This window comes from Clostridium zeae, from assembly GCF_017312485.1.
Taxonomy (GTDB): domain Bacteria; phylum Bacillota; class Clostridia; order Clostridiales; family Clostridiaceae; genus Clostridium_AR; species Clostridium_AR zeae.
Genome location: NZ_BMBA01000005.1, coordinates 59,966 through 81,616, shown reverse-complemented (window position 1 = coordinate 81,616; position 21,651 = coordinate 59,966). Strand labels below are relative to the sequence as shown.

Annotated in this window: 24 protein-coding genes; 4 read left to right on the top strand and 20 right to left on the bottom strand. The window is 32.8% G+C overall.

Translation table 11 applies throughout. The features are described from left to right. Positions 1-11 precede the first annotated feature (11 nt). The 11 genes from deoC to udp all read right to left on the bottom strand — a co-directional run bounded on the left by deoC (position 12) and on the right by udp (position 10,122). Complete coding sequence (gene deoC, locus J3477_RS19605; protein WP_206871622.1) at positions 12-668, bottom strand: deoxyribose-phosphate aldolase; 657 nt, start codon at positions 666-668, stop codon at positions 12-14. Between the two features lie 39 nt (positions 669-707). Next, a complete protein-coding gene (gene fsa, locus J3477_RS19600) occupies positions 708-1,355 on the bottom strand; it encodes a fructose-6-phosphate aldolase (RefSeq protein ID WP_206871621.1) in 648 nt (215 codons plus the stop codon). Positions 1,356-1,384: 29 nt separating this feature from the next. Further along, positions 1,385-2,305 carry an ABC transporter permease gene (locus J3477_RS19595; RefSeq protein ID WP_206871620.1) on the bottom strand — a complete coding sequence of 307 codons (921 nt, stop codon included), beginning with the start codon at positions 2,303-2,305 and terminating at the stop codon, positions 1,385-1,387. Then, on the bottom strand, positions 2,295-3,422 hold the full coding sequence (locus J3477_RS19590; protein ID WP_206871619.1) for an ABC transporter permease: 1,128 nt from the start codon (positions 3,420-3,422) through the stop codon (positions 2,295-2,297). Before J3477_RS19590 ends, J3477_RS19595 begins: the two co-directional genes overlap by 11 nt. After that, on the bottom strand, positions 3,397-4,947 hold the full coding sequence (locus tag J3477_RS19585; protein WP_206871618.1) for an ABC transporter ATP-binding protein: 1,551 nt from the start codon (positions 4,945-4,947) through the stop codon (positions 3,397-3,399). The genes J3477_RS19590 and J3477_RS19585 overlap by 26 nt, the downstream gene beginning before the upstream one ends. A gap of 111 nt (positions 4,948-5,058) precedes the next feature. Beyond that, positions 5,059-6,108: a BMP family lipoprotein gene (locus tag J3477_RS19580; RefSeq protein ID WP_206871617.1), complete on the bottom strand. Its 1,050-nt coding sequence runs from the start codon at positions 6,106-6,108 to the stop codon at positions 5,059-5,061. Positions 6,109-6,138: 30 nt separating this feature from the next. Further along, a complete protein-coding gene (gene deoD / locus J3477_RS19575; protein ID WP_206871616.1) occupies positions 6,139-6,852 on the bottom strand; it encodes a purine-nucleoside phosphorylase in 714 nt (237 codons plus the stop codon). A 79-nt stretch (positions 6,853-6,931) separates the two neighbouring features. Then, positions 6,932-7,609 carry a YczE/YyaS/YitT family protein gene (locus J3477_RS19570; protein ID WP_206871615.1) on the bottom strand — a complete coding sequence of 226 codons (678 nt, stop codon included), beginning with the start codon at positions 7,607-7,609 and terminating at the stop codon, positions 6,932-6,934. A gap of 24 nt (positions 7,610-7,633) precedes the next feature. Then, complete coding sequence (locus J3477_RS19565) at positions 7,634-8,824, bottom strand: phosphopentomutase (protein ID WP_206871614.1); 1,191 nt, start codon at positions 8,822-8,824, stop codon at positions 7,634-7,636. Between the two features lie 80 nt (positions 8,825-8,904). After that, the gene (gene cdd, locus J3477_RS19560) at positions 8,905-9,306 is read right to left on the bottom strand and encodes a cytidine deaminase (protein ID WP_206871613.1); all 402 of its coding nucleotides are present in this window, start codon (positions 9,304-9,306) and stop codon (positions 8,905-8,907) included. 33 nt (positions 9,307-9,339) lie between these two features. Beyond that, positions 9,340-10,122: a uridine phosphorylase gene (udp, locus tag J3477_RS19555; RefSeq protein ID WP_206871612.1), complete on the bottom strand. Its 783-nt coding sequence runs from the start codon at positions 10,120-10,122 to the stop codon at positions 9,340-9,342. Positions 10,123-10,776: 654 nt separating this feature from the next. Between udp and J3477_RS19550 the strand changes: the two genes are divergently transcribed. Beyond that, positions 10,777-11,511: a GntR family transcriptional regulator gene (locus J3477_RS19550; RefSeq protein ID WP_206871611.1), complete on the top strand. Its 735-nt coding sequence runs from the start codon at positions 10,777-10,779 to the stop codon at positions 11,509-11,511. A 287-nt stretch (positions 11,512-11,798) separates the two neighbouring features. Then, positions 11,799-11,966: a hypothetical protein gene (locus J3477_RS19545; protein ID WP_206871610.1), complete on the top strand. Its 168-nt coding sequence runs from the start codon at positions 11,799-11,801 to the stop codon at positions 11,964-11,966. A gap of 152 nt (positions 11,967-12,118) precedes the next feature. Here J3477_RS19545 and J3477_RS19540 read toward each other — a convergent pair whose 3' ends face one another. The 9 genes from J3477_RS19540 to J3477_RS19500 all read right to left on the bottom strand — a co-directional run bounded on the left by J3477_RS19540 (position 12,119) and on the right by J3477_RS19500 (position 20,366). Next, the gene (locus tag J3477_RS19540) at positions 12,119-12,913 is read right to left on the bottom strand and encodes a sugar phosphate isomerase/epimerase family protein (protein ID WP_206871609.1); all 795 of its coding nucleotides are present in this window, start codon (positions 12,911-12,913) and stop codon (positions 12,119-12,121) included. Between the two features lie 147 nt (positions 12,914-13,060). Continuing rightward, entirely contained in the window at positions 13,061-13,540 is a 480-nt protein-coding gene (gene rlmH / locus J3477_RS19535; RefSeq protein ID WP_206871608.1) for a 23S rRNA (pseudouridine(1915)-N(3))-methyltransferase RlmH, read from the bottom strand. 338 nt (positions 13,541-13,878) lie between these two features. Further along, positions 13,879-14,520: a lactate utilization protein gene (locus tag J3477_RS19530; protein WP_206871607.1), complete on the bottom strand. Its 642-nt coding sequence runs from the start codon at positions 14,518-14,520 to the stop codon at positions 13,879-13,881. Between the two features lie 237 nt (positions 14,521-14,757). After that, positions 14,758-16,758 carry a methyl-accepting chemotaxis protein gene (locus tag J3477_RS19525; protein WP_206871606.1) on the bottom strand — a complete coding sequence of 667 codons (2,001 nt, stop codon included), beginning with the start codon at positions 16,756-16,758 and terminating at the stop codon, positions 14,758-14,760. A gap of 226 nt (positions 16,759-16,984) precedes the next feature. Next, a complete protein-coding gene (locus J3477_RS19520; RefSeq protein ID WP_206871605.1) occupies positions 16,985-17,488 on the bottom strand; it encodes an SEC-C metal-binding domain-containing protein in 504 nt (167 codons plus the stop codon). A gap of 82 nt (positions 17,489-17,570) precedes the next feature. Beyond that, positions 17,571-17,735, bottom strand: coding sequence for a CxxH/CxxC protein (locus J3477_RS19515; RefSeq protein WP_206871604.1), 165 nt, complete (start codon positions 17,733-17,735; stop codon positions 17,571-17,573). A gap of 26 nt (positions 17,736-17,761) precedes the next feature. Continuing rightward, positions 17,762-18,556 carry an MBL fold metallo-hydrolase gene (locus J3477_RS19510; RefSeq protein ID WP_206871603.1) on the bottom strand — a complete coding sequence of 265 codons (795 nt, stop codon included), beginning with the start codon at positions 18,554-18,556 and terminating at the stop codon, positions 17,762-17,764. A 25-nt stretch (positions 18,557-18,581) separates the two neighbouring features. Next, complete coding sequence (gene murA / locus J3477_RS19505) at positions 18,582-19,844, bottom strand: UDP-N-acetylglucosamine 1-carboxyvinyltransferase (RefSeq protein ID WP_206871602.1); 1,263 nt, start codon at positions 19,842-19,844, stop codon at positions 18,582-18,584. Between the two features lie 357 nt (positions 19,845-20,201). Further along, complete coding sequence (locus J3477_RS19500) at positions 20,202-20,366, bottom strand: DUF1540 domain-containing protein (protein ID WP_206871601.1); 165 nt, start codon at positions 20,364-20,366, stop codon at positions 20,202-20,204. 162 nt (positions 20,367-20,528) lie between these two features. On the opposite strand from J3477_RS19500, the gene J3477_RS19495 reads away from it, so the two are divergent. Beyond that, entirely contained in the window at positions 20,529-21,077 is a 549-nt protein-coding gene (locus J3477_RS19495; protein ID WP_200268558.1) for a 2'-5' RNA ligase family protein, read from the top strand. 265 nt (positions 21,078-21,342) lie between these two features. After that, the coding region (gene tnpA / locus J3477_RS19490; RefSeq protein WP_206871600.1) for an IS200/IS605 family transposase at positions 21,343-21,651 on the top strand (309 nt) is incomplete at its 3' end.

Here is a 21,651-nt window from a genome sequence, read left to right as displayed (position 1 = left end):
ACATTATAAATTTAAAGGGATTTACTTTCATTTACTATAGCAATACTGTTACTAGACCCTATTCTACTTGCTCCTGAATTTATCATATCTACAGCAGTTTTATAATCTCTAACCCCGCCTGATGCCTTTACTCCTAGGTCTTCACCTACAGTTTTTCTCATCAAAGCGATATCTTCAGCCGTAGCTCCTCCAGTTGAAAAGCCCGTTGAGGTTTTAACGAAATCAGCCTTAGCATCCTTTGATATTTCACAAGCCTTTATCTTTTCTTCTTCAGTTAATAAACAGGTTTCAATTATGACTTTTACTATAGCCTTTCCTTTTGCAGCACTTACTACCGCTTCTATATCTTCCTTTACTAGAGCATAATTTTTATCCTTCAATGCTCCAATATTTATAACCATATCTATTTCATCTGCGCCATTTTTTATTGCATCAACAGTCTCAAAACCCTTAGCTTCTTTAGTTATTGCGCCTAATGGAAAACCGACTACAACACAAGTCTTCACATCACTTCCAGCAAGTTCATTACTTACTAGTTTTGTATGACATCCATTTACACAAACAGATGCAAAATTGTATTCTCTAGCTTCCATGCAAAGCTTCTTTACCTCTTCAACTGTCGCCTGTGGCTTTAGTATTGTATGATCTATATATTTAGCTATGTTCATGCATATCTCTCCTTAAATTTGCTTAGGTTAACTTTATCTCTACTTTCCAAAGGCTGCCGCCCAGTCTGCTTTAAATTTCTCTAATCCTTGATCTGTTAATGGATGTTTTATCATTTGCATTACTAAGCTATGAGGAACTGTAGCGATATGAGCCCCAGCCTTTGCCGCTTGTATAACATGAATTGAATTTCTTACGCTAGCTGCTATTATCTCTGTTTCTATACCATGAATTTCGAAAATTTCTGCTATATCTCTTACTAGCTCCATTCCATCCATTGATATATCATCTAATCTACCCAAAAACGGACTTACATAAGTTGCACCTGCATTAGCCGCAAGTAGAGCTTGTGTTGCTGAAAATATTAAAGTTACATTTGTTTTTATTCCTTCACTTGCTAAAACTTTAGTTGCCGCCAAACCTTCTGCTGTCATCGGAATTTTTACTATCATGTTTTTATGAATTGCAGCTATTTCTCTGCCTTCTTTTATCATTCCTTCAGCGTCTTCACTTACAACTTCACCACTTATAGGTCCATCTACTATCTCTGTTATTTCCTTTATAACTTCGTTAAAGTCTCTTCCTTCTTTGGCTATTAATGATGGATTTGTGGTAACACCACAGATTACTCCCATTTTATTAGCTTGTTTAATATGTTCTACGTTTGCTGTATCTAAGAAAAATCTCATATTATCTATCTCCTTTTTATTTTTATTTTTTAACGAGCTCCCTTTTCATAAGGTACTCCATCTGCTTTAGGTGCAACTGATTTTCCTACAAAAAGAATTAAAACTATAATAGTTAAAATATATGGAAGCATTGCAAGAATCTCAGAAGGAATCACTATCTTTCCACCGCCCAACATAACAGTTAAGGCTTGAGAAAATCCAAATAATAAACAAGCTCCATATGCTCCCTGAGGAGTCCATTTTCCGAATATAACTGCAGCTAAGGCTATAAATCCTTGACCACTAATAGCTGTTTGTGTAAATTGAGGAATAATAGCTAAGGTCATTGCTGCTCCCCCAAATCCAGCTAAAACACCTGAAAGTATTACGCATATATATCTAACCTTCGTAACATTAATTCCCATAGTATCTGCTGCTGCTGGCTTTTCTCCGACAGAACGAATATGTAGTCCCCATTTCGTTTTATAAAGAACAAACCATAAAACTACTGTTAGAATTAATGCCAAAACAACAGTACTGTCTACATTTAAACTTTTTAATATGCTATTAGACACATTTTCTCCAAATATCTTAGGTAATTTGTTATCAACTGGAGGCGTCATAGCCGCACCTTTAAAAAACAATCTACATAAGAATAATGCGAGACCTGGTCCAATTAAATTTATAGCAATACCCGAAATTGTTTGATCCGCTTTAAAGGTTATTGCTGCTACTGCATGCATTAAGGCAATTATTCCACCAGCTATCCCTGCAGTAAGAAATCCAAGCCATGGATTTCCTGAGAAATATCCTACTCCAGCACCTGCAAAAGCACCTATGACCATCATTCCTTCTATACCAATGTTTACAACTCCAGCACGTTCAGAAATTACTCCCCCTAGGGCTCCAAAAATCAATGGTGCTGAATACATAAGCGTAATTCCTATTAATAGTAAGATGCTACTTAACATTTGTCTCACCTCGTTTTAAAAGTCTATCAGCCAAAGCAGGTACTATCTTTGTCAATGCTACAAAGAAAACAATTGTACCCATCATAATATTAATTATCTCTGATGGAGCTCCTATAGCAGACTGCACCGCTTGTCCTCCGTAAAGTAATCCGCTGAAAAGTAATCCTGCAAATATGCACCCAATAGGTGAACTTCCAGCTATTAGAGCTACCGACATACCATTAAAGCCATTATTTTCAAAAGCAGCCATAGTTGATATCTTGTGAGGAGCAACTCCAGTAATAGCTAAGGCTCCTGCAAGTCCTGCAATGGCACCTGCAACTAACATTGCTTGAATAACATTCTTATTAACATTTATACCAGCAAATTCTGCTGCATACTTGTTTGACCCAACAGCACGAAGTTCATATCCCTTAGAGGACTTGTATAGCAATGCCCATATTGCTATAGCTGCTATAATAGCTACTATAATTCCAATATTCACATCAGTTTTTAGCATGATTTCAGAAAGCCACTTATGCTTTGATAAAACTTCTATTCCTGCATCTGAATTTTTCCAATTCTCTAGTAAAGTTGTAAAACCAGATTTATTTATTATATAAGTACCAGTAGAATTTGGTTGGTGGAAGGCATCTAATCCAACTATAAAATTAGACAAATAAAGAGCTATCCAGTTTAACATTATGCTTGTTATAACTTCGTGTATTCCAAACCTTGCTTTTAAGAGTCCTACAATTCCTCCATATAATGCTCCTGCAATTACACCGGCAAGAATTATAACAGGAACTTGCACTATTGCTGGTAAGTTAAGTTTAATACCAACTATTGTTGCTGCAATTGTTCCTACAATATACTGACCTTCAGCTCCAATATTAAATAACCCAGTTTTAAATGCAAAAGCAACACTCAAACCAGTTAATATAATAGGGGTAGACTTAATAATAGTGTTTGATATATATTTAGGTTTGGAAAAAACTCCTTTAAAAAGTGCTCCAAATGCATCTGCTGGATTATACCCTGCAATACCAAGTATTACTGCAGCCACAATAAATCCAATTAGTATTGCAATAAATGTTGATGTAACTGGCTTTTTAAGTATTTTGACTACGGTTTTCATCTCGTTTACCTCCCGCCATTAGCAAACCAATTGTATTTTCATCCACTTCTCCTTGTTTAAAGGACTCAACGATAGCTCCATCATAAATTACCGCTATAGTGTCTGAAACATTCATAACTTCATCAAGTTCTAAAGAAATTAGGAGTACTGCCTTCCCCTTATCTCTTTCATTGATTAAGGTTTTGTGTACATATTCAATTGCTCCTACATCCATACCACGAGTTGGCTGCACAGCAATGAGTAAATCTGGATTATTAGCTACTTCTCTCGCTATTATTAGCTTTTGTTGATTTCCTCCTGATAGCCCTCTAACCGGTAACAACTCACAATTATCAGGTCTAACATCATATTCCTTAATGAGTCTTTTTGTATGCTCTACAATTTTGTTTTTATCTAAGAAACCATTTTTACAAAATGGCTTACTCTTATATTTCTCAATAACCATATTCTCAGCCACAGTAAAATCCAATACAAGCCCGCGTTTTTGTCTATCTTCATGAATGGTGGAAATTTTGTGTTTGATAACATTTTCTGGAGTTGTATTTTGTATTTCTTGTCCATTTATTTTAATGGTACCGCTTTCAGTTTTAGTAAGACATGTTATAGCCTCAACTAATTCTTTTTGTCCGTTTCCATCAATACCGGCGATACCAACAATTTCACCTTTACGCACTTTAAGTGATAAACCTTTAACTACATTTAATTTTCTCTCGTCCTTAACAGTTAAATCATTTATTTCAAATACTACCTCTTGAGGTTTTGCAACGGTTTTATCAACAACTAAATTGACTTCATGACCTACCATCATAGTTGCAAGATCCTCTCTACTAACCTCATTAACATTAACTGTATCCACATATTTTCCTCTACGTATAATTGTACAAACATCTGATGATTCTTTTATTTCTTTTAGCTTATGTGTTATTATAATGATCGTCTTTCCATCTGATATAAGATTATGCATAATCTTTATTAAATCTTGTATTTCCTGAGGTGTTAATACCGCTGTGGGTTCATCTAGTATTAGTAAATCTGCTCCACGATATAATGCCTTTAATATCTCTACACGCTGTTGCATCCCAACAGAGATATCTTCGATTTTTGCATCAGGATCTACTTCTAGTCCATATTGATCAATTATATCTAATATCTGCTTTCGTGCCTTTTTCATATTTGTCACACCAAATTTATTAGTGATTTCACTACCTAAAGCTATATTTTCTGTCACAGTAAAATTATCAACCAGCATGAAATGTTGATGAACCATTCCAATACCGTTTTCAATTGCTATACCAGGATTCTTTATATTTACCTTTTTACCATTGATATAAGTTTCACCCTTTTCAGCCTTGTATAAACCATAAAGTACATTCATTAGTGTACTTTTTCCTGCTCCATTTTCTCCTAATAACGCATGAATTGTACCTTTTTTAACATTCAAACTTATATCATCCAACGCACAAAACGTACCAAACATCTTTGTAATGCCACTCATCTGAACTGCATATTGTTCGCTGATTTCCATACTAACTCCTCCTCTAGTCAGATGCTTTGCTAGCAGCAAACTTAAACTGCCAGCAAAGATTTGACTTTAAACATAAGCTTAAATAAACTTTTGTAAGTTTAATATTTAGTATTATTTATTGAATTCGTTGTAAGTCTTTTCATCAGATGGAACAACTATTGAGCCATCTTTGATTTTATCTTCTAATTTCATTGCAGCATCATAAACTTCTTTTTTTACATTTTTATTTTCAGCAGGAATTCCAACTGCACCTTCTTTTAATCCATAAGTATAAGTAGTTCCACCAATCTTCTTTCCACTTATAGCTTGCTCGGAAACCTTTTCAACAGCGATGTTAACTAACTTTAAAGCTGAAGTTAAAACGTTATCAGGAGCTAGATACGCTTGATCACGGTCAACACCAATTGCAAACTTGCCAGCTTCCTTAGCTGCATCAATTAAACCTACCCCTGTACCACCAGCTGCGTGGAATACAATATCACAACCTGCAGAGAACATTTTGTTAGCTATAGCTTTTCCCTTTGAAGCATCTGAAAAACTCTCAGCGTATTGAACATCTACATTAATAGTTCTTCCTAATTCTTTTGCTGCATAAAGCACTCCAGCTTGATATCCATATTGGAATTGATCTATTACCGGACTCTTTATACCACCTATAAATCCTACTCTATTTGTCTTAGTAGTTCTTCCTGCTATGTAACCTACAATAAATGAAGGCTCTTCAGCTCTAAAAGTAACTCCTGTTACGTTGTCTGGTGTTTTATCACCATAAGAATTATCTACGATAGCATAGTTTATATCTTTATTTGTTTTTGCGGCATTTAATATTGCATCAGACATTGCAAATCCAATACCCCAAATTAACTTGTTCTCTGAATCTGCAAGCTTGTCTAGGTTAGTAACATAATCTGTTTCTTGCTTTGACTCTAAATAACTTACCTTCTCACCTGTTTTCTTTGAAAGCTCCTGTAAACCTTCCCATGAAGATTGATTGAAAGATTGATCGCTTACCCCACCAGTATCTGTTACCATCGCAACATTATAGTTTGTAGCTGCCTTCTTCTCTTCACCAGTACTTCCAGCACTCTTACTGTTTCCACATCCAACCATTGTACCCATAATAACAACCGCTGACATTACTACTGCAATAACCTTTTTCATAATTTTATCCTCCTAAAATAAACTAATATATTATTTTGCTATTTCAAGTGCAATTTCCATCATATCTGTAAAGCTTAGTTGTCTATCTTCTGCTGAAAGTGATTCACCAGTTAGAGGCCTGTCCGAAATTGTAAGCAAACATAATGCATTTTTCTTAGCCTCTGCAGCATTCATATATAATGCAGCCGCCTCCATTTCTACTGCTAATATCCCCATACTTATCCACTTATCTAATGCTGTCTTATCTGCACAGTAGAAAGTATCAGATGATAATATATTTCCTACAACAGCATTTATGTCTCTTTCCTTTGCAACCTCAACTGCAGAGCTAACCAAATCAAAACTAGCAATAGGTGCAAAAGTTCCTGGCAAGCAGTACTGTGATGCATAATTTGAATTAGTAGATGCCCCTAATGCTATAACTACATCACGTAACTTCACATCTTCACTTAAGCTTCCTGCAGTTCCGATACGTATTATGTTATCTACATCGTAAAAATTAAATAGTTCATATGAGTAAATTCCGATAGATGGCATACCCATGCCTCCACCCATCACAGATACACGCTTTCCCTTATAAGTTCCTGTGTATCCTAGCATATTTCTAACTGAATTAAACTGTACCACATCTTCTAAAAAATTCTCCGCTATAAACTTTGCTCTTAGCGGATCACCTGGCATTAATACTGTTTTTGCAATTTCTCCTAATTTAGCTCCAATATGTGGAGTTGGTGTTTGCATCATAAATTCCTCCTTGAAAACTTTATATAGACCATAGGGGGCTAATTAGCAAGGAAACTCCTTTTTAGGTCGCCCCCCTTGGTTATTCAACAGCTAATTTACTTAAGTTCATCTTCTTAAGAACTGCTTTATCAAAAAGCTCTGAAATTTTTTGTATAGTTGGTCCTGCTATGAAGGCTGCAACAATTGTAACTATTCCTATCTTTCCTCCAAAGGAAAAACCTAATATTAGTGATATAATATCGCAGATTATTTTTGCTACTTTATATTGACCATTTATTTTATCTCTCACAAGCATAATTACACCTGTAACTGGATCCATTCCAATATTCACTGCTATGAAGATACCAATACCTAAAAACAACATTGTACATCCACAAAAAGAAGTTATTATTCTTCCAGCTAAACTATTAGGTATATTAAGAATCTCATGAAATTTAAATCCTATACTTACGAAATTCCCCATAGGTAGTGCATAAATAAACGTTCCTATATTTATATATTTACGGCCAAGGATAAACACCATGGCAAGTAGTATAAAATTAACTAAGTTGGTTACTAAGCCAAGCTTTTCAGGTTGAAGTCCTAGTAGATTTCTAACCCCATCATATAAAACTGCAACAGGATCATTTCCTAGCATCCCTGCTGAATTAAACGCTAGTCCAAAGCCTACTAGAGAAACTCCCACTAAGGATATTATTATTCTCATTAGAAAAGTCTTATATGATTTATTTTTTACATTACTAATTACATTGTTCATTGCCCGTACCTTTCCTGTACCTTATTAGATTAACTTTGCTAATACCGATTCACCAATTGTATTTTTAGGCATCTCTAACTGAAAATTATCAACTACAGTTGCTCCAATTGCAGCAAAATTATTACTTGTTTCCATTACGCCATTTTCAGTCATAGCTGGTGAATACGCCAAGAAGGGAACGAACTCTCTTGTATGATCAGCACCTATATAAGTTGGATCATTACCATGATCTGCAGTAATTATCAGTAAGTCATCTTCTCTTAATTTTTCTAATACCTTACCTAGATTTACATCAAACTTCTCTAACTCTTCAGCATAGCCAATAGGATTTCTTCTATGTCCCCATAGTGAATCAAAATCAACTAAGTTAACAAAACATAATCCTTTAAAATCCTTATCCATTAACTCTAAGGTTTGCTCCATACCATGAACAGAACTCTTTGACTTATGTGCTTCTGTTATACCTTCTCCGTCATATATATCGCTTATCTTTCCAACGGAGATTACATCAAAGCCATTATCTTTTAACACATTTAAAGCAGTTTGCCCAAATGGCTTTAAGGCATAATCATGTCTATTACTTGTGCGCTTAAACTCTCCTTTTCTCGTTCCTACATAAGGTCTTGCAATAACTCTTCCAACCTTCCACTCATCCTTAAGGGTCAATTCCCTTGCAATCTCACAGCAGCGATAAAGTTCTTCTAATCCAAAGGTTTCTTCATGTCCGCAAATTTGTAAAACAGAGTCTGCTGAAGTATAGACTATCATGTCTCCTGTTTTTATTTGATGTTCGCCAAATTCATCCAAAATTTCAGTACCACTAGAACTTTTATTTCCTACAATATTATGACCAGTTCTTAATTTAAGCTCTTCCAAAAGTTCATCTGGAAAACCTGTTTCTGTGAAGGTTTTAAATGGAGTGTTAATCCTTAGCCCCATCATCTCCCAATGCCCAGTCATAGTATCTTTACCAATACTCGCTTCTCTCATTTTCATGAAATAACCTAGAGGCTTTTCAACCGGTTCTACATGTTTCATAGCATGTAGATTAGCTAAACCTAACTTTTGAAGGTTAGGGATCTTAAAGCTTTCCACTGTTTCTGCTATATGTCCTAAGGTATCTACTCCTATATCTCCATATTCCTTTGAATCACTCATCTCTCCAACACCAAGAGAGTCTAATACTATTGTAAAAATTCTTTTATATTTCTTCATATCTTCTTCTCCTTCTGTAAGCGCTTCCACATTTGCCTCGCATATAGGATAATCTATTTAGAGATTATCCTTTTTCTTTATTAATCCAAGTCTTCTTTAGTAAAAGACATTGGTAGTAATTCTTCAATGTTAGTTATCTTCTCTATCTTATGATTAGATAACACTATTGGTGTATGTCTTTCTAGCAGCTCTACTAGTACTTGCCTACATGCTCCGCAAGGAGTTGCTAGGGTTTTTCCATTACTTACAATAGCTATAGCTTCTATGTCTTCTTGTCTGTATCCATTTGAATAAGCTTGGAAAATTGCATTTCTTTCAGCGCAATTTGTTAACCCGTAAGATGCATTTTCAACATTTGCTCCTATGAAGTATTTATTATCTTTTGTTTGAACACATGCGCCAACCTGATAATTTGAATAAGGCACATATGCATTTTCAGCTGCTTTAAATGCTTTATCTATGATATCTTGATACTTCTCCATTTTACCCCTCCTACTTATTCATTAAATATCTTACTAACCGATTTTTCCGTTATCAGCTTTTATTAAATTTCTAATTGCTTGTACAGCAACTTCTATAGCTGCTTCAGTATCATGAACTTGTATATTTTCTAGTCCTGCTCTTTCGCGTTCTTGGTTTGCAACCACTAAGAACACTGATCCTACTCTTACCTTTAAATAACTTCCTGCTACAAAAAGTGCAGCTGATTCCATTTCAGATGCTAAAGTTCCGCATCTTAACCATGCATTCCACTTGTCCACCAATTCATAACTAACTGGCTTTGTCTCTGGAGAGTGTTGTCCGTAAAATGAATCCTTACATTGTACCACTCCAACATGATGAGTTTTATTTAGCTCCTTACACCCCTGTACTAGTGAATTTGCTACTTCAAAATTTGCTACAGCAGGAAATTCAATTGGAGCATATTCTTTGCTTGTACCTTCCATTCTGATAGCTCCAGTAGCTACAACTACATCTCCACCCTTAACATCTATATCCATTCCACCACAGGTTCCTACTCTAATAAAAGTATCTGCCCCACAATTTACTAGTTCTTCTAATGCTATAGCAGCTGATGGACCACCTATACCAGTAGATGTCACACTTACCATAACTCCGTCTAAGTATCCTGTGTATGTAACATACTCCCTACTATCTGCAATTAGCTTTGGGTTATCAAAATGTGCTGCTATCTTTTCACATCTCTTTGGATCTCCAGGTAGTATAACGTACTTTCCTACCTCCCCTTCTCCAACATTAATATGATATTGTTTTCCTGAACCCTGTGAATAAATCATATTTGCCCCTCCATCTATTTCTAATATAAATCGCACTTGTTATACGTTTACAAATATGTCATAAAAAATAGACACATTTCTAACATGTCTATTTACTTGTATTTTTGTCTACACAACGAGTGTAGCATGTCTGCTTTTGCCTGTCAAGTTCTTTTATGTTCATTTTGTAATCTTTGATTTTTTGGCTATGTTTAAAAGTATTGTTGAAATTAAGTGGTTATAAAGGAGATGTTATATGAGCGAGCTACTAGAATTAAATGGTTTTTTCAGATGGAGTGGCGTTAAAAAACTGTACTGTTCGAACATAGTGAGTTTACAGTTTTAGCCATGGAATATGACAAAATCATATTAATTCTTTGCATAAGCTCATTAAAGCATCGGATGTATAACCGCTTAATTTCAACACGGTTCTTTAACATTACCGATTTTTTAATAGTTTTCAGACATCCATGCTGCTGTTTATATCGCAATCTAAATAAATTCATAATTTAATTAGTGTTTTTATGTATGCAACACGTCCACTTTTAGTATTTTATTGTCTAATCATAAATTTAAAGCTATAATTAATATTAATAATGTTTTTATAGACAACTCGTAATCCAATCGACACACTTGTCTAGACAAATTCATATTCAGCAGAAAGGTGTTAATTTAATGGATCAATTTAGTATTGTTGAAAAGGAAAAGGAATTAAAGTTCGTAGCCGTATATAATCGACTCTTCAAAATGATAAATGAAGGTACTTTTCCTGAAGGGAGCAGATTACCATCAGAACCTGACCTATCAAAGTTACTTGGTGTTAGTAGAACAACCTTAAGGCAAGCACTTGCACTATTGCAAGATGATGGGATAGTTAAAAATATTAGAGGTAAGGGGAATTTTATAATTAAATCTCACACTGATAAACCAGTTGGCCTAGAGACTATTGGACATCCGATATATAGATGTTCAGCTGACATAATTGATGAGGTTAAGATTCAACTGCGCATAGAACCTTCCACAGACTATTTTAATCAAACTTTAGGAAAAAAAACCGCTGCTGTAGTATTAATAGATAGATGGTATAAATCCAAAGAAAACACAGCGGCATATTCTTTTACGCTGCTTCCAATTGAAACTATATCAAAGTTTAACATAGATCTGAATGACCATGATAGAGTGCTGCAATTTGTAGAAAAAGACCTTTATGACATATGTAGCAATGTATTACTTGAAGTTAAGTATTCTACCTCTGGAAACTTTACAGCAAAGGTCTCTCCAATATCACCAGAAAACCAATTTCACTTAATACAGGAAACTATGTATGATGATACAGAATTCCCTATGGTTTCTAACAAGCATTATCTACCGATAAAGTCTAGTTCTATTAAGTTTCATCAAAGAAAATAAAGAGTACCCACAAGGTACTCTTTTTACATAAATAATATAATCTTTGTGTAAAATTAGCTTTGAGCTTCTTTCAGCATTTCTATATACATTCCATTACTTATGATAAGGTTCGCCGTAATCACTTTAAATGAGGTTTTTCCATTTTATTCTTCTGTATATATTCTACATAATTATGGTATAATTCTAAAGTAGAAATTAAGAATTCCGTAGTGGATGGCTACGGGGGTTTTGGACGTTTTATCCCCCTTGGACTATTGGTGATATTTCATCATAGTTAGGGGGTGGTATTGGATATGCTAGAATTAACTATAAAAAGCTTTGTTACTATTTATATTATTAAATTAGTTTTGAAACATAACCTTTTTATTTCTAAGTTAATTATCAAGATTAAATTTCTTGGTATTCATATAGAACTTAATGGCAAAGAGAAAAAGCACCCATCCGACAAAGAATAGTGCTTAACTCTAGAATAAAATATTAATTTTAATTCATCTAATAGCCCTAAAACAAAATAAATGTTCTAAGGATTGCTTAGTGCTACCAACACTAAGCTTTTCTTATTTATATTATATCAAATTTTTATAAAAAATAAACATTTATATAAAAATCAATTTATTATATAATCCTTAATGTATTGTACCGATTCCCTTAAACTGTCTATTGTCTTAGTTTCCAAAACACATGTACAATTATTTTTTGTTGCAATGTTTATTCTATCTTTAATATCAATCTTACCTTTTCCAAGCGGTAAATGATTTTTATAATTTGTTGCATCATGTATATGCATATGCATTAATTTATTAATATTTTTGTTTATAAACATTATATCCTTGTTACCTATACAATAATCATGCCCAATATCAAATGTTAATGCAAAAACTTCACTCTGAAGTAATATCTCTATTGATTCTTTCATAAAATCTGTATACCCATCACAATTCTCTATACAAATCTTTATATTTCTTTTACCTATCGTTTCTTCACATAAATTTCTAAATTTAATCAAATTAGTTAAGTATATATCTTTGTACTTTTCAAATAAATATATTTTTTCATTAGGTAAAGTAAAATATACTCCTTTATCCATATGCATATTTAATATTGGTATACTTAATTTTTTTGCAATTTCTATCGTAAATAGCACTGTATCTATATAAGCTTTTGATACATCTTCATTAAAATCACATACTCTTAAATTCTCATCTAAATGTATAGTAAAAAATATATTATCATTTAAAATATAACTTTTCATCTTAGAGATATCTATATTGTTCTTCTGATATTGTGGTAAATTCATATTAATTTCTATAAAGTCTAATCTAAGTTCCTTGCATAACTTTATAGTTTTATCTAACGAATCACACTCTATTAATGTAGGCATACCATATAATACTCTGTCCATATACTATCCTCCAATAAATTTATTGTTATTTAAGAATTTTCAATTATAACATATTTTGCAAATTACTTTTTAATTATGATACGGTATCTTCAGTTTTAAAAATAGTCTTAGCCAAGTTATATCAATGCCTAAAGCTATAAACTTCCTTTACTTATGGTACGGTTCCCCCTTCATTATCCTATAAGCTCTATATATCTGCTCCAAAAGCATAACTCTAAACAATTGATGAGGAAATGTCATTTTAGAAAAACAAAGTTTATAATTAGCTCTTTGTATAACTTCCTTTGATAGCCCTAATGATCCACCTATTACAAAACATAACTGACTTTCACCCTTAACTCCTAAATCACCTATAAGTGTCGAAAATTCTTCTGATGATATCATATTCCCCTTCAAATCTAAGGCTACAACATACATTGTATCTTTTATTGATTTTAGTATAAGCTGCCCTTCCTTTTCTTTTATTTGAAGCTCTTCTTTTTCCGATGCATTGTCTGGAGTCTTCTCATCTGGAAGTTCAATAATATCCAGCTTACAGTATCTTTTTAATCTCTTTGTATACTCATCTATAGCATCTTTCAAATATTTTTCTTTTATTTTACCTACTGTTATTAAGGTTATGTTCATAAATCTATATCTCCTAATCTTCTTTTATCACTTAGTCAACAAGTTCATTCTTAATATTATTTCTTATTTATTATATATTTACTAAGTAAAAGAGTAAACCAACCATTTCATAGTAAAACGCGTTTTGAATGCATCTCACCATACTTTCCATATGCCAAAAAGGATCTTTAACAGACTATCCAGCTATTAAAGATCCATTTATTATAAGTTATCAATAAAAATATCATTGAAAATAAGTGGCTATGCCGGAGATGCTATATGAGCGAGCTACTAGAATTAAAGCATTGGAGGACTAACCACTTATTTTCAACGCGATGTTTTAACATAAACCCCTTCTATTAGAAGCCTAGGCTCTCATTCAGTATTAATACGTGCATTCTTGTGTTATCACCTTGTCTTTTTATCACAGTATATTCATTGCATATTCTATCATTACTGCTGCAATTCATGCAGTAACCAACCTTTGCACAAGGAGTATTTCTGTTTAGTCTTTTTGCATTTATTGGTGCTGATACTCTCTTATTTCTCTCTACAGCTTCTTCAATATTCTTAACAATCTTATTTACTCCGCATACAACTACAACTTTATCTGGGCCAAAAAGCATAGCTGCAATTCTATTTCCTCTGCCATCAACATTGAATAGTTCTCCTGCCTCAGTTAAGGCGTTGGTGCTAGTGAAAAATGTATCTGCACTAAAGGTTTTTCTATGAACCTCTTTCATCTCTTCCTTTGTTATTCCCTTTGCTGCTCTATCTAAAAAGTTATATCTTCCACTTCTTAAATGCTCAAGCAAGCCTGTCTCAGTAAGTGTAGCAGAACCTCCACAGCTGACAGTTTCACCTTCTGAAACTAAATCACAAATCTTTTCTAGAAGCTCTTCTCTGCTCTTTATATAGTATCCATTAATATTATTCTTGTTTAGAGCTTCAATAGTTCTTTCTATCTTTTTTTCATTTGACCAAAACACGTTTAAATCCATAGCAAACACCCCCAAATATTATAGTTACATTTAATTTTAAATCAGCAAGATTAAATCTTATTAACTAGTCCTCTATCACTAAAATAATTATATCATAAGTTTATGCCATTCAATCTGACATATAGGCATTAAATTCTTCCTAGCATCAATGTTTTAACTTGCTGTTATAAAAACTATAAAAAAGCAAAAAAATTTAGCACCGATCAATATACTCGGTGCTAAATTCTATTTCTATAATTATTCTAATTTAAATTTATCTATCTTTTCTTCTAAGGTAACTGCTATTTCTTTTAACACTTCTGCATTTTGATTAAATTCATCCATTGTAGCTGATATTTCTTCTGTAGATGCAGAAACCTCTTCTGTACTTGCTGCAGTTTCTTCAGATATTGCTGACATACTCTGCATGTTTTCCATTATCTGATCCTTACTCTTGTCCACTACATCTATAGATGTTTTAACATTGCTTATAGCCTCAGACAATAATCCCATAAATTCAGATATGGTTTGAAGATTATTTTTAGTCTGTTCAACAGATTCTGATTGACTGCTGATTGCAGCTTTTGTATTTTCCATTGCATTAAGTGCATTTCTTGATTTTGAATCTACTAAATCTATTATCGAACCAATTTCCTTAGTTGATTCTGTTACTTGTTCAGCAAGTTTTCTTATTTCATCAGCAACTACTGCAAATCCTCTTCCTGCTTCACCTGCTCTAGCTGCTTCAATTGCTGCGTTTAAAGCAAGTAAATTAGTTTGTTCTGCTATCTCATTTATGATATTAGTGAAGGATTTGATAGTTCCTACTGAACTTGTCATATCATTTACTGCTTCTTCAATATTTTGGGATGACTTGTTTGTTTCTACAGATTTTTCACTAAGCACATCCATAGTGGTTATTCCGTCATTAGTCATATCTTGAGTTACCATTGCTAAGCTCGTCATGTTCTCTATTTGATCATAAGCAACCTTAAGTTCACTTATAAGTTGTTGAAGCTCGTAAACTCCCTCTTCAATATCTTTAGCTTGCTCTGAGCTTCCAGCGGCAACCTGATCTACAGTTTTTGCTACATCACCAATAGCAGTAGTAACATCTTCACTCATAGTCGCTATTGTTACAGCTGTACTTTCCATTGTTAAGGAGGATTCCTTTACTCCTGATATTAATGCATTCATACTAGTGGTCATCTCATTAAAGCTATCAGCTAATTGACTAAACTCATCCTTAGTGTTTATAACAACCTTATGTGTTAAATCACCATTTGCTGCTTTATTTAAGCCTTGTCTTATCTTATTTATATTTCTTGCTATATATGTACTGATTCCATATGCAACAACTATGTTAATTACTAAAGTTATTATCATATCTAGTATAGAAGTATTTATTAGAACTTTAGTATCTTTAGTAAGCTCACTTTCGTTCATAGATGCAAATATAATCCATCCAGTTACTTTATTTTTATCGTAGCTTACATATTTTTTAGCTCCATTGAAGGTATATCCTTCAAATCCATTTTGATTTTTTTCAACATTACCCCAGAAGCTTTGTTTCTTAGCTTCATCAGTTCCAACTAAACTAGCAGTAGGATGCGAAACTAATATCCCTTGGCTGTCAGATATGTAAACATAACCTTCTTCTCCTACCTTTACATTTGAAAAAGTTTTAGCTAAGTTTTCTAAACTTAAGTCTATAGATACTACCCCTATAAGTTGTCCATCTTTTTCAATTGTTTTTGATAATGAAATAACTAACTTACCTGTAGCCGCATCTTTATAAGGAGAGCTAAACGAAACTTTTCCTTTATTGTTTATAGCTTCTGTATACCAAGGTCTTGTAGTAGGATCATAACCACTTGGCATAGTAGTTTCCGGATATATAGTCATCTTTTTATTAGCTAAACCTACATAATCATTTATTATATCTGGATTCTTATCCTTAAATCCCTTAAGTATGCTTACTACAGTAGCGTCATCATCACTTTTTATATCATCTAGTCCAGACATTGTATCTATAGAACTAGAAAATATGGAAAAATAATTATCAATTATCTTGTTAGTCAAATCAATCTCTTGAGTAGTAGTCACTTTTAATTTACTATATAACGTACTTTTTGACTGATAATTTGCTATTAAAGCGAATGCCAATAGCGGAACCTGACATATTAAAATAAAGAATATTATTAATCTTGCTCTTATACTTCTAAATCCTAAACTGCTCTTTTGCTTTTCCTTCTTCATATCTTTCCCCCTGACTATTATTTGCAAAATAAAACTACAGCATACTTCCCCGTAAATGCCTAGCTATATAAGTATTATTTGCATATATAATTATCGTAATTATTGATAATTCATTAACACTTTCCTATTATTTTTATCACTACACTACTTATGTAAAACATGGAAAAGGTTCAGCAGATGTATCTACCGAACCCTTTTTATCTAATACCTAGTTTAAAACTAGTATTTATTCACCTTTACCACAGCATTTTTTGTATTTCTTTCCGCTTCCACATGTACACGGGTCATTTCTGCCAATTTTATTTTCATTTCTTACTATTTTTGATTCTCTATACTGAACAGATATTTCTTTTCTCTTCTCTACTGAGAATATTCCATCCCATTGAGGAAGATCGTAAAGATAGTCAGCTTTGGCATCTAACATATTAAAATATAGTTGTTCAAAATCTAAATCGAACACTAATTCTTGATCAGCATCTATGTTTTCAAGATCATAAGGATTTTTAAGACTTTCGTTTATACCATCAACGAATCCCATTACAAATTCTGATGTTGTGTTATAATCTTTAGCTAACTTTTCAATTGTAGCTTTCTTTACTGTATTGTGACTACCAAGCAGTTCAGTGTATATTCTTCTTTCTATATCACTATATTCTGACCAAAAAGCTGCTTCCCCCTTAGTCTTAACATAATCTACAACCATATCTGTCCATTGACTATATAAACTCATTATATTATCTCCTTCTTAATAGTATTCTATTGAAATTATACTAATTACTTCTATGTTTTTCAAGATTATAATTTATAATTTGCTATTTTTCCCCACTTATCTTATATACAGCCTTCGAATTGCAGTAATTGCAACTTCCACTATCCGCATTCTCTAAAGTAGGAAATGTTTCAAATTGATCTATGTATTCATCAATTGCCATATCTACATGATCTTCACAACTTAGCTTTTCAATATAATCGCTCATTATATCATACCCTTCCTATGTTTAAGTTATTTAAGTTCGATATAACTACTTGGTTTGTGTCTATCTGCTAAAGTTAGATAAACATCTTTTCCATCTTTTATATTGTTATCATTCAATACATTTAATACTGTTTGGAAAGCTAAATCTGGATGATTATTAGTATTACTTAAGTGTCCTAATATTATCCTCTTAGGCTCATCTCCTCTAAGTATATCTACAATTGCTTTTCCACAATCCTCATTTGAGAGATGCCCTACCTCACTTAGTATCCTTCTTTTTAAAGGATATGGATACGGTCCATATTTAAGCATCTGTATGTCATGATTACTTTCCAGAAGTATAACCTCAGAATCTTTTATATTTTCCTTTATTTCTTCAGTGAATGTACCAAAGTCTGTTGCTACACTCACAGATTTTCCTTTAGATCTTATAGTATACCCCATAGGACCCGCAGCATCATGAGGTATATTAAAACACTTAATTTCTAAGTCTTTTACTTCAATTGTGCTTCGTTTATCTATAATTCTTATATTTTCTTCTTTTATTTTGCCTACTTGATTCTCCATGGCATTCCAAGTAGCTTCATTTGCATATATAGGAATATTATACTTCCTAGATAAAACTCCTATACCTTTAATATGATCTGAATGCTCATGGGTTATAAATATTCCATCTATTTCGGAAGGATTCTGTCCTATTTCACTTAAAGCTGAATCAATTTTCTTCCCTGGTAGCCCAGCATCTATTAGTACTTTTCCGCTATCTGAACGCACAAATATACTATTGCCACTACTACCACTGTATAATGAGCAAAATATCATGCCTCTTCCCCCATGATTCTATTTTTTATTCTTCTTGTATTCTATATATATCTGCACCTAGTTCTCTAAACTTAGTTTCTATGTGCGGATATCCTCTATCAATGTGTTCAATACTGCATATCTCAGTTTTTCCTTCTGCAACTAAGCCTGCAATAACCATTGCTGCCCCAGCTCTAAGATCTGTAGCCTTTACAATTGCTCCAGTAAGCTTACTTACACCTTCTAAAACAGCAACTCTTCCTTCAACTTTCACAGATGCACCCATCTTCTTAAGTTCATCAAGATGTTTTAATCTACTTTCCCATATTGTTTCTGTTATCATACTTCTACCATCAGCTACACAAAGAAGTGTAGACATAGGCTGTTGAACGTCTGTTGGGAATCCAGGATATGGTGCAGTCTTTATGCTAACCCCTCTTAGTGGTTTATCTACCGCAACTCTAATACTGTCATCGCCTTCTTCGATTATTGCACCCATCTCCAAAAGTTTTGCAGATATTGACTCAAGATGCTTTGGAATAACATTTGTTATTGTAACATCACCTTCTGTTGCAGCAGCTGCTATCATGAAAGTACCTGCTTCAATTTGGTCAGGTATAACACTATAGTTGTGTCCTTTCATGGACTCAACTCCTCTTATCCTTATTATATCTGTTCCAGCGCCTTTTACATCAGCACCCATTGAATTAAGGAAGTTCGCTACATCTACTACATGTGGCTCTTTTGCAACATTCTCTAATACTGTTACACCTTCAGCCATTGTTGCTGCTATCATAACGTTAATAGTAGCACCTACGCTTACAACATCAAAAAATATATTAGCTCCAACTAATCTATCAGCTTTGATGTTTACAGCACCATGCTCTATGACAACTTCTGCGCCCATAGCTTCGAAGCCCTTTATATGTTGATCTATAGGTCTAACCCCTATAGGGCATCCTCCTGGTAAATCTACCTTTGCTCTCTTAAATCTTGATAGCATAGCTCCTATAAAATAGTAAGATGCTCTCATAGCTCTAACATCTGCTGTACATGCTTCTACAGTATTAATATCTGATGAATCTATCTCTAAAGTGTTATTATCTATCTTATTTACATTACATCCTAAACCTTTAAGTATTCTCTCTAAGCAGTGAACATCTTCTATATCAGGTATATTGTCTATTATAGATTTTCCTTCACTTGCTAATATAGCTGCAGGTAATATAGCCACAGCTGCATTCTTTGCACCAGCAATTTCTACTACTCCCCTAAGCTTGTAGCCTCCATTTATAACTAACCTTTCCATACTACTTCACCCTTGCTCACTTATTTTATATATATAAATTCCCCTAACTAAAGAACAATTATCCAAATAATGCCTTACAATTTTCAACAAAATTATACATACAAGATTGTCAAAAATCACTAAATAAAGCACTTGTCCATAGTTTCCATTATATCATAACGTAATAATAATTAAAGTGATTTTTTATGTTGATACCGTGGAAAAATGTACCTTTACGAATTTTTTAAATAAATTCCTATATTTATGTAATAATTTTAATAAATATTCATTTATTTTACAAATAAAAAATCACTAATAAATACTTTTTTATAAAAAAAGAAGGTAATGCTATGAAGCATTACCCTCTTTTACTAATTTCTATCTTCCCTCTCCTTCGAAGCTTCCACAATCTGTACATTGTACGTCTTCAGCTTTTGGAGTATGTTTTACAACCATTATTTGATCTAGACTACAAAAATTCTTGTCTTTAGCGTGGTATTTGCATTCTGTAACTACACATCCTATACTATCGTTATGTTTCATTGCTTTATCCTCCTAGATAACAATAAATTTAAATTTTTGCAAAATTACAATTTGCATATCTATTTTAAGTATTCGCATATTTTTTTATACCTTGTAATATGTTATAATTTATAACAAAGTCTGTATATTATATAATGAGAATTGTATTGAAAGAGGTTAAACATGAGGTATTATTTAGTTGCGCTATTCGACGATGACTCCTACAAATCAATAGAACCTATACAAAAAAATCTTTCTAAAAAATATAGGTTATATAAAAACTTACCAACCTTACACATTACATTAGAAGTAATAGAAAATCCAAATTTAGATAAATTAGATGAAGTAATTTCCAAGATAATCAAGCCTTATAAAAAATTTAAAGTTGAACTTAAAGATATTATTTGTTTTGGCGAACCTCATAAGTCTGTGAATTTAAAAGTAGAAAATAAAGGCTATATAAAAAGACTAGCAAGAAATATAAACGACACTTTAAAACTGCATGGTTTTTCCGTAAGAGAAAATATAAGTGATTGGGATCTGCATGTTTCACTTGCAAATACTAACTTTGCTCAGAGAGAATGGAAAAAACAAGAGTACGAAGTAGCTTGCAGTACTGCAAAAATAGAAGGTTTTTATAATATGGCTAAGATAAATCGAATTGAATTATGGAAACCAGTGAACAACAAAAAAGATATGGTCATTAAAACTTATAACTTAAAAACTTATTAGTTATACTTACTTAGTTTCTTGAGCTGTTCAATAATACGTGTTCATAAAAATGGTAAATTGAATATATTTATAAAACTTCAAAATTTAAATTTTAAAATGCTACATTGTGAATATTGTAGCATTTTTTTATTGTATTAATGAATACCACATGTTATACATGTGGTTCTAAAAAGCTTATAGCTATGAGTAGAAAAAAATAATACCTCCGGAGTAAAATAATAGTAGGTTTGCCGACCACTAACATTTTAAAGGAGGTATATCCAAAATGGATAATAATAGTTTAGCACATAGCAAATGGAACTGTAAATATCACATAGTTTTTGCGCCAAAGTATAGAAGACAAATAATATACGGAAAGATAAAATCAGATATAGGACAAATATTAAGAAAATTATGCGAACATAAAGGTGTAGAAATAATCGAAGCAAATGCATGCAAAGATCATATACATATGCTTGTGAGTATACCACCAAAATTAAGCGTAGCACAATTCATGGGCTATCTGAAAGGTAAGAGTTCATTGATGATTTTTGATAGACATGCAAACTTGAAATATAAGTATGGCAATAGAGTG